This window comes from Shigella sp. FJ200513 (assembly GCF_040495915.1).
Classification (GTDB): Bacteria; Pseudomonadota; Gammaproteobacteria; order Enterobacterales; family Enterobacteriaceae; genus ECMA0423.
The window spans coordinates 1-8,847 of the sequence record NZ_JBDYCV010000137.1 but is presented as its reverse complement, the minus strand read 5'-3'; the positions used below and the strand labels follow the sequence as shown (position 1 = coordinate 8,847).

General features: G+C 51.4%; 6 protein-coding genes and 1 pseudogene. 1 reads left to right on the top strand and 6 read right to left on the bottom strand.

Annotated features, from left to right (window positions below; all coding sequences use genetic code 11):
• Positions 1 to 119: 119 nt before the first annotated feature.
• The 5 genes and pseudogenes from ABZJ92_RS19320 to hemC form a co-directional block, all read right to left on the bottom strand.
• Positions 120 to 212, bottom strand: a pseudogene (locus ABZJ92_RS19320) (hypothetical protein); the annotation flags it as partial.
• A gap of 678 nt (positions 213 to 890) precedes the next feature.
• Positions 891 to 2,087 carry a protoheme IX biogenesis protein HemY gene (hemY, locus tag ABZJ92_RS19315; protein ID WP_000921791.1) on the bottom strand — a complete coding sequence of 399 codons (1,197 nt, stop codon included), beginning with the start codon at positions 2,085 to 2,087 and terminating at the stop codon, positions 891 to 893.
• A 2-nt stretch (positions 2,088 to 2,089) separates the two neighbouring features.
• A complete protein-coding gene (gene hemX, locus ABZJ92_RS19310; RefSeq protein ID WP_000139013.1) occupies positions 2,090 to 3,307 on the bottom strand; it encodes a uroporphyrinogen-III C-methyltransferase in 1,218 nt (405 codons plus the stop codon).
• 21 nt (positions 3,308 to 3,328) lie between these two features.
• Positions 3,329 to 4,069, bottom strand: coding sequence for a uroporphyrinogen-III synthase (gene hemD, locus ABZJ92_RS19305; protein ID WP_000026057.1), 741 nt, complete (start codon positions 4,067 to 4,069; stop codon positions 3,329 to 3,331).
• Positions 4,066 to 5,007 (bottom strand): hydroxymethylbilane synthase, encoded by a 942-nt coding sequence (gene hemC, locus ABZJ92_RS19300; protein ID WP_005052874.1) that lies wholly within the window; start codon positions 5,005 to 5,007, stop codon positions 4,066 to 4,068. Before hemC ends, hemD begins: the two co-directional genes overlap by 4 nt.
• Before the next feature lie 386 nt (positions 5,008 to 5,393).
• Between hemC and cyaA the strand changes: the two genes are divergently transcribed.
• On the top strand, positions 5,394 to 7,940 hold the full coding sequence (gene cyaA, locus ABZJ92_RS19295) for a class I adenylate cyclase (protein ID WP_000281726.1): 2,547 nt from the start codon (positions 5,394 to 5,396) through the stop codon (positions 7,938 to 7,940).
• Positions 7,941 to 7,979: 39 nt separating this feature from the next.
• Here the strand turns inward: cyaA and cyaY are convergent, their stop codons facing one another.
• On the bottom strand, positions 7,980 to 8,300 hold the full coding sequence (cyaY, locus tag ABZJ92_RS19290) for an iron donor protein CyaY (RefSeq protein ID WP_000999940.1): 321 nt from the start codon (positions 8,298 to 8,300) through the stop codon (positions 7,980 to 7,982).
• Positions 8,301 to 8,847: the final 547 nt, after the last annotated feature.

Below are 8,847 nucleotides of genomic sequence, written 5' to 3'. Positions count from 1 at the left end.
CGTTTCTCCGGCCCTAAGACATCAATAATCTGTTCTCCAATGACAAGTCTAAAAACTAGTATTAAGACTATCACTTATTTAAGTGATACTGGTTGTCTGGAGATTCAGGGGGCCAATCTAGCAGTTGACGGGGTATCTGCTGCGCTGGCCATGAGAGGAAGAGCGGCGGCGACAGCAACAACAAGACGTTTGGGTGAAAACGAAAATTCCATGCAAAATGCTCCGGTTTCATGTCATCAAAATGATGACGTAATTAAGCATTGATAATTGAGATCCCTCTCCCTGACAGGATGATTACATAAATAATAGTGACAAAAATAAATTATTTATTTATCCAGAAAATGAATTGGAAAATCAGGAGAGCGTTTTCAATCCTACCTCTGGCGCAGTTGATATGTAAGGCAGGTTTATTATATCGCGTTGATTATTGATGCTGTTTTTAGTTTTAACGGCAATTAATATATGTGTTATTAATTGAATGAATTTTATCATTCATAATAAGTATGTGTAGGATCAAGCTCAGGTTAAATATTCACTCAGGAAGTTATTACTCAGGAAGCAAAGAGGATTACAGAATTATCTCATAACAAGTGTTAAGGGATGTTATTTCCCGATTCTCTGTGGCATAATAAACGAGTAGATGCTCATTCCATCTCTTATGTTCGCCTTAGTGCCTCATAAACTCCGGAATGACGCAGAGCCGTTTACGGTGCTTATCGTCCACTGACAGATGTCGCTTATGCCTCATCAGACACCATGGACACAACGTTGAGTGAAGCACCCACTTGTTGTCATACAGACCTGTTTTAACGCCTGCTCCGTAATAAGAGCAGGCGTTTTTTTATGCATCAGAAAGGTCCCGGAGGTGCTTTCCTCCGGGTGAGAAGGAACTACTGTGGCGGGTTATTCTGCAACGTTAACATCAAACCGTCGCGACGCATCGCTGCAGCTTCTTCCGGCTTGTGCAGTCTGTCCAGCGCGTCGGCAAGCCATGCGTAATCGTAGGCGTCCGGACGTTGTTTCAGCGCCGCGCGGAAGGCGAGCGATGCTTCCTGCCATTCACCGTGCTTCATCAGTGACTGACCCAATGTGCTCCACAACAGCGGGCGATCACCGACGTTTTTGATTTGCTGGCGTAGCACTTTTTCCAGCTGTTCCGGGTTATTGGTTTTCAGACGCGGGATCGGCAGCAGTAGGCGATCGTCATACTGGCGTTTCAGGCCGTCGATGATAATTTGCTGGGCAGTATCATGATCGTCACATTCAATAAGATGTTCCGCCATTGCCACCTGCAACGCTACCTGATGACGCGTTTTCCGGCTTTGGTTTTTCCACCAGTTACGCAAACCTTCACTACCGTTATCGGCACGCGCCTGATCCATCAGGCCAATCCATGCCTGTTGTTCCAGCATTGCACGATGTTCTTCATCACCAACATGGGCTTTCGCCATTGATGGGATGATATCCAGCAGAGAACTCCATGCCCCTGTGCGGATATACGCCTGTTCCGCCAGACGTAATACTTCAGGATGGCGTGGCGTAACTTCCAGCAGCTTATCCACGCCGTGGCGTGCAGCATGGTTTTCATTACGGGCCAGTTGCAGACGTACACGGGTGATTTCTACCGGAATGGTGTCATTGCCGGCCAGCTCCGCTGCGCGTTCCAGATGTTGGTTGGCGCGTGCTTCATCACCACGTTGTTGCGCGGCTTCGGCAGCCAGTAGATAGTTCACCACCGGTTGTTCAGCGTGATCGGCATTTTTCGCCATCAGCTTTTCAACTTGCTGATAATCACCTTCCGCCAGTTTCAGCAGCGCCTGTTCGGTCTGCTTACGCGCACGGCGACGCTTACGTCCGACAAACCATCCACGGGTGTGCGCGCCAGTGCGGAAGATCCGCCGCAGTAGCCACTCAATGGCAAACAGCACTACCATCGCCAGAATCAATATGATCGCCAGGCCCGTGACGCTGGTTTCGATATTGTAGTTGTCGGTCTGGATCAGCACATAACCCTGATGACCGGCAATCATCGGGCCAACCACTATCCCCGCAATCAGCAAAACAAAGAGTAATAACACTTTTAGCATGGTTATTCTCCTTGCGGCGCGGCTGCCGGAGTATCACCTTGCGGTGCAGGTGCAGGTGCAGGTGCAGGTGCAGGTGCAGGTGCAGGTGCAGGTTTAGCTTCCGTTGTCCCCGCTGCCGGTTGTGCCAGCAGGTTACGCACGCGAGTCTGCATCAGTTTTTCCAGCATCGCCTGGCTTTGCAGGGTTTCCGGAAGATCCATCGAGATATTTTGCTGGCTTAACTGGTCCACCTCGTCGAGGAACGCTTTGGTGGTGGCATCATCAGTATCGTAGTAAGCACGTACCCAGGTGGAGACGTTCTCCAGCGCCTGGCGATAAGTCTCTTCCTGATGACGCGGTACAGCTTGTGCTGCGACCAGCAGGCGAGAGCGAATATTTTCGCGCAGATAGATATCCTGATTTGGCGCTAACAGCGGTACGGCGGTGTCATCACGACGGCGAATCGTAATGAAGTTGTCCATAAAGTTCTGCCAGCTTTTTTGCAGATTGATACGCCATTCGCTGATGGAACTGGAAAGCTCTTCACCGTCTGAATCCATCGGCGAACCATCGCTGTCATTATCGGCCAGACGCAGGTTATCTACCTGATTTGAAAGCTGATTAAGCTTAAGGATGATGCCGTCATAATCCACCTGCGATACTGCAGAAAGGCTGGCGATATCATCGGTAATTGCCCGACGAACGGTAATCAGACTCGGGTCATTCATATCCGCCAGGCTGGCGTCTGCACTTTTCAGCAACGCTGCAGAGGTCGTGACGTCCTGATCGCTCCACAGCTTCCGTCCGGCGAGTTTCACCAGAAAATCGGCCTGAGCCAGCAGCCAGGTTTTAGCATCGCTGCCGGAAATGGTGGCGATCTTTTGTTGGACTTCATCCAACTGTTTTGCCAGCGTTTCTTGCTGACGATTCGCCTGCTTAAGCTGCGCAGCTTGTTGCTTAATAATGCCTTCCAGCTCGGCTTTTTGGCTCTCCTGGGCTTTTTGCAATGCCGTCAGTTGGTTAGCCAGGGCATCGCTGGTGGCGGTCTGATTGACGGCCTGTTGTTTACCCCAGCCATACAAACCGACACCCGCCGCCAGAGCAATAGCGATAGCCACCGCGCTGAGAATCAATGCAGTATTGTTCTTACTCTTTTTTTCTGTTGCGACAGGTTGTGACGTGGTGTCCACGGCCTCCCTGGTCTCTTCAACCACGGCGGAGGTTTTTTCTTGTTCCGTCATTATGGCTTCCTGTTATGAGAGTTATTGTAATGCCCGTAAAAGCGCATCGTTGTCAGCGTTATCGGCGACCTTAATGTCTTGCCAGCCCAGTTCCCGGGCGAGTTTCGCCAAACGCTCACTGACGACCAATAGTCGACAGTGTAGTAACCAGTGCTCACGATACCATTGTGGGATCAGCGACCAGAGTTGCTGCAACATTTCACCGCTGGTAACAACGACCATCGTCACCTCGCGGGATTGCCAGCGCATCGCTTCTTCTGCACCATCGTAATGGATTGCGCATCGTTGATAACATTCACAAAAAGTGACCTCAGCACCGCGCACCGTCAGGGTATCCCCAATTAGCTCACGACCGCCATTGCCACGTAATATCAGCGCACGTTTGCCCGCAATATTTTGTAATTCAGGTAATTGTAGCAAGACTTCGCTGATTTCCCGATCCTGTGGGTAGAGAATCTTCTGTCCGCTTACGGTATGTAGCGCCAGTGCGGTGGTGCGTCCAATGGCGAAATAAGTAGGTAGTTGGGGCCATTTACGATCTTGCTGATGCAGCTGTGATTGGGCAAAAGCAACCGCGTGTTGCGAGAGGGCAAACAACAGATCGCTCTCCCCCAGCGCTGCCAGTTGATCAGCAAGTTGCGGTAATTGTCGACCCGGAGAAAACTCAATCAGCGGAAAATGCCAGGCCACCTGCCCCAGTGTGCGCAGACGGCTCACTAACTCTTCTCCAGCGGGAGACGGGCGGGTGACCAGGATACTCATGCCGGGGCCTCTCCGTTATAGACTTCAGCGAGGATCTCGCGCGCGCCGTTATTCAGTAGCTCTTCTGCCAGCGAAATCCCCATTTGTTCGGCATCTTGCGGCGCACCGCGGCGTTCACCGCGAATAATCTGCGAACCGTCCGGCGCGCCGACCAGCGCACATAGCCAGATTTCGCCATCAATAAGCTCGGCGTAGCTACCAATTGGCACCTGACATCCGCCTTCGAGACGGGTATTCATGGCGCGTTCTGCGGTAACGCGCAGTGCAGTTTCGTGGTGATTCAGCGCGGCAAGCAGCTCGCGAGTGCGTGTATCATCAAGGCGGCATTCAATACCGACTGCACCTTGTCCTACCGCCGGAAGAGAAATCTCGGGTGGTAACGCGGCGCGAATGCGGGACTCCAGACCTAAACGTTTTAGTCCGGCTACGGCAAGAATGATGGCATCGTATTCGCCGTTATCTAGTTTGCTCAGGCGAGTGCCGACGTTGCCGCGCAGGGAGCGGATAATCAGATCCGGGCGGCGTTCAGCCAGTTGGCACTGGCGACGTAAACTGGACGTCCCGACGATACTGCCTGCTGGTAACGCATCCAGACTGTCATAGTTATTGGACACAAAGGCATCGCGAGGATCTTCACGCTCGCAAATAGTGACCAGCCCCAGACCTTGCGGGAATTCAACCGGCACATCTTTCATTGAATGTACGGCGATATCAGCGCGATTCTCCAGGAGCGCGACTTCCAGCTCTTTTACAAATAAGCCTTTTCCGCCTACTTTCGCCAGCGGCGTATCAAGAATCACATCGCCGCGCGTCACCATCGGTACCAGTTCAACGACCAGGCCCGGATGGCTCGCCATCAACTTGTCTTTGACATAGTGTGCCTGCCAGAGTGCAAGTGGGCTTTGGCGTGTGGCAATTCTTAAAACATTGTCTAACATGCTTGTTACCGTCATTATCATCCGTGGTCCATCCTAACATCCTTGCCAGAGTGATGTCAGTGTTGTGGTGAAACGTAGACGCCTGCGCAAACCGTAAAATGAGGTCTGGCAGTGGATCCTGACAGGCGTTTCACGCCGTCGTAATAAGGAATTTACAGAGAATAAACGGTGCTACACTTGTATGTAGCGCATCTTTCTTTACGGTCAATCAGCAAGGTGTTAAATTGATCACGTTTTAGACCATTTTTTCGTCGTGAAACTAAAAAAACCAGGCGCGAAAAGTGGTAACGGTTACCTTTGACATACGAAATATCCCGAATGCCGCGTGTTACCGTTGATGTTGGCGGAATCACAGTCATGACGGGTAGCAAATCAGGCGATACGTCTTGTACCTCTATATTGAGACTCTGAAACAGAGACTGGATGCCATAAATCAATTGCGTGTGGATCGCGCGCTTGCTGCTATGGGGCCTGCATTCCAACAGGTCTACAGTCTACTGCCGACATTGTTGCACTATCACCATCCGCGAATGCCGGGTTACCTTGATGGTAACGTTCCCAAAGGCATTTGCCTTTACACGCCTGATGAAACTCAACGCCACTACCTGAACGAGCTTGAACTGTATCGTGGAATGTCAGTACAGGATCCACCGAAAGGTGAGCTTCCAATTACTGGTGTATACACCATGGGCAGCACCTCGTCCGTAGGGCAAAGTTGTTCCTCTGACCTGGATATCTGGGTCTGTCATCAATCCTGGCTCGATAGCGAAGAGCGCCAGTTACTACAACGTAAATGCAGCCTGCTGGAAAGCTGGGCCGCCTCGCTGGGTGTGGAAGTCAGCTTCTTCCTGATTGATGAAAACCGCTTCCGTCATAATGAAAGCGGCAGCCTGGGGGGCGAAGATTGTGGCTCCACCCAGCATATACTGCTGCTTGACGAATTTTATCGTACTGCCGTGCGTCTCGCCGGTAAGCGTATTCTGTGGAATATGGTGCCGTGCGACGAAGAAGAGCATTACGACGACTATGTGATGACGCTTTACGCGCAGGGCGTGCTGACGCCAAATGAATGGCTGGATCTCGGTGGCTTAAGCTCGCTTTCTGCTGAAGAGTACTTTGGTGCCAGCCTTTGGCAGCTCTACAAGAGTATCGATTCCCCATACAAAGCGGTGCTGAAAACACTGCTGCTGGAAGCCTATTCCTGGGAATACCCGAACCCACGTCTGCTGGCGAAAGATATCAAACAGCGTTTGCACGACGGCGAGATTGTATCGTTTGGCCTCGATCCATACTGCATGATGCTGGAGCGTGTTACTGAATACCTGACGGCGATTGAAGATTTCACCCGTCTGGATTTAGTACGTCGCTGCTTCTATTTAAAAGTGTGCGAAAAACTCAGCCGTGAACGCGCCTGTGTAGGCTGGCGTCGCGCAGTGTTGAGCCAGTTAGTGAGCGAGTGGGGTTGGGACGAAGCTCGTCTGGCAATGCTCGATAACCGTGCTAACTGGAAGATTGATCAGGTGCGTGAGGCGCACAACGAGCTGCTCGACGCGATGATGCAGAGCTACCGTAATCTGATCCGCTTTGCGCGTCGCAATAACCTTAGCGTCTCCGCCAGTCCGCAGGATATCGGCGTACTGACGCGTAAACTGTATGCCGCGTTTGAAGCATTGCCAGGTAAAGTGACGCTGGTAAACCCGCAGATTTCACCCGATCTCTCGGAACCGAATCTGACCTTTATTTATGTGCCGCCGGGCCGGGCTAACCGTTCAGGTTGGTATCTGTATAACCGCGCGCCAAATATTGAGTCGATCATCAGCCATCAGCCGCTGGAATATAACCGTTACCTGAATAAACTGGTGGCGTGGGCATGGTTTAACGGCCTGCTGACCTCGCGCACCCGTTTGTATATTAAAGGTAACGGCATTGTCGATTTGCCTAAGTTGCAGGAGATGGTCGCCGACGTGTCGCACCATTTCCCGCTGCGCTTACCTGCACCGACACCGAAGGCGCTCTACAGCCCGTGTGAGATTCGCCATCTGGCGATTATCGTTAACCTGGAATATGACCCGACAGCTGCGTTCCGCAATCAGGTGGTGCATTTTGATTTCCGTAAGCTGGATGTCTTCAGCTTTGGCGAGAATCAAAATTGCCTGGTAGGTAGCGTTGACCTGCTGTACCGCAACTCGTGGAACGAAGTGCGTACGCTGCACTTCAACGGCGAGCAATCGATGATCGAAGCCCTGAAAACTATTCTCGGCAAAATGCATCAGGACGCCGCACCGCCAGATAGCGTGGAAGTCTTCTGTTATAGCCAGCATCTGCGCGGCTTAATCCGTACTCGCGTGCAGCAACTGGTTTCTGAGTGTATTGAACTGCGCCTTTCCAGCACCCGCCAGGAAACCGGGCGTTTCAAGGCGCTGCGCGTTTCTGGTCAAACCTGGGGCTTGTTCTTCGAACGCCTGAATGTATCGGTACAGAAGCTGGAGAACGCCATCGAGTTTTATGGCGCTATTTCGCATAACAAACTGCACGGCTTGTCAGTGCAGGTTGAAACCAATCACGTCAAATTACCGGCGGTGGTGGACGGCTTTGCCAGCGAAGGGATCATCCAGTTCTTTTTCGAAGAAACGCAAGACGAGAATGGCTTTAATATCTACATTCTCGACGAAAGCAACCGGGTTGAGGTGTATCACCACTGCGAAGGCAGCAAAGAGGAGCTGGTACGTGACGTCAGTCGCTTCTACTCGTCATCGCACGACCGCTTCACCTACGGCTCAAGCTTCATCAACTTCAACCTGCCGCAGTTCTATCAGATTGTGAAGGTTGATGGTCGCGAACAGGTGATTCCGTTCCGAACAAAATCGATTGGCAACCTGCCGCCCGCCAATCAGGATCACGATACGCCGCTATTACAGCAGTATTTTTCGTGATGAGCGTGCCGGAAAGCGAGGCTTATCCGGCATGCAATCTTAGCGGAAACTGACTGTTTCACCCGCCTGTTGCGTCGCCGCCTGTTCCAGCAAATCCCAGAAGGTTTCGCCGCTGCGATCGCAAATCCATTCATCGCCTTTCAGGTCAAAATGGTAGCCGCCCTGTTTGGTTGCCAGCCACACCTGGTGCAGCGGCTCCTGGCGGTTAATAATGATTTTGCTGCCGTTTTCAAAGGTAATGGTCAGTACGCCGCCGTTGATTTCGCAGTCGATATCGCTGTCGCCATCCCTGTCGTCCAGACGCTCTTCAATGGTCAGCCACAGTTGATCAGCCAGGCGATGAAATTCACTGTCGTTCATTGTTGTATCCTGTTTTTAAGTGATGGCGGCAGTATAGCGGCATGGGGTCAGGGCTTCAAAGTTTGCACCTCTGCTGCTGCGTTCCGGCATGATTCATCCGTCACCGGAATAATGATGTCTCTGTTTTGAACTTCACGTACGTTCTCCTCTCTGACACGAGTTTTCGCCGGGCAGGGGGAGGGCGTAATCCTTACCTCTGTATCGGTCCATGTATAAACATTGCGATCGTCATAAGCGAAGCGATCGTTTTTAGTTAGCGAACCGTTAACTGGAATAATTTGCAAGCTCTTTGACCGTAATTGGCGGATAAAGTAAGCATGCTGTTTGCCGCTATTAAATGAGCGATCAATGACCAGGTCTGGCGTATCCAGCGGGATTATCTCAAGCTGGTCTTCACCAAATGTCGATAATTTTGTTACATACAGCCGATCTTTATATTGCGCAATATTGCCAGTAATCAGATGGAATTGTTCGGTAATGCTGCCAACTTACTGATTTAGTGTATGATGGTGATTTTAAGGTGCTTGCGTGGCTTCCATTTCCATCA

Bases quoted from the DNA above. Each gene is read 5' to 3' on its own strand.
- hemY (WP_000921791.1), bottom strand. From the start codon at position 2,087: ATGCTAAAAGTGTTATTACTCTTTGTTTTGCTGATTGCGGGGATAGTG.
- hemX (WP_000139013.1), bottom strand. From the start codon at position 3,307: ATGACGGAACAAGAAAAAACCTCCGCCGTGGTTGAAGAGACCAGGGAG.
- hemD (WP_000026057.1), bottom strand. From the start codon at position 4,069: ATGAGTATCCTGGTCACCCGCCCGTCTCCCGCTGGAGAAGAGTTAGTG.
- hemC (WP_005052874.1), bottom strand. From the start codon at position 5,007: ATGTTAGACAATGTTTTAAGAATTGCCACACGCCAAAGCCCACTTGCA.
- cyaY (WP_000999940.1), bottom strand. From the start codon at position 8,300: ATGAACGACAGTGAATTTCATCGCCTGGCTGATCAACTGTGGCTGACC.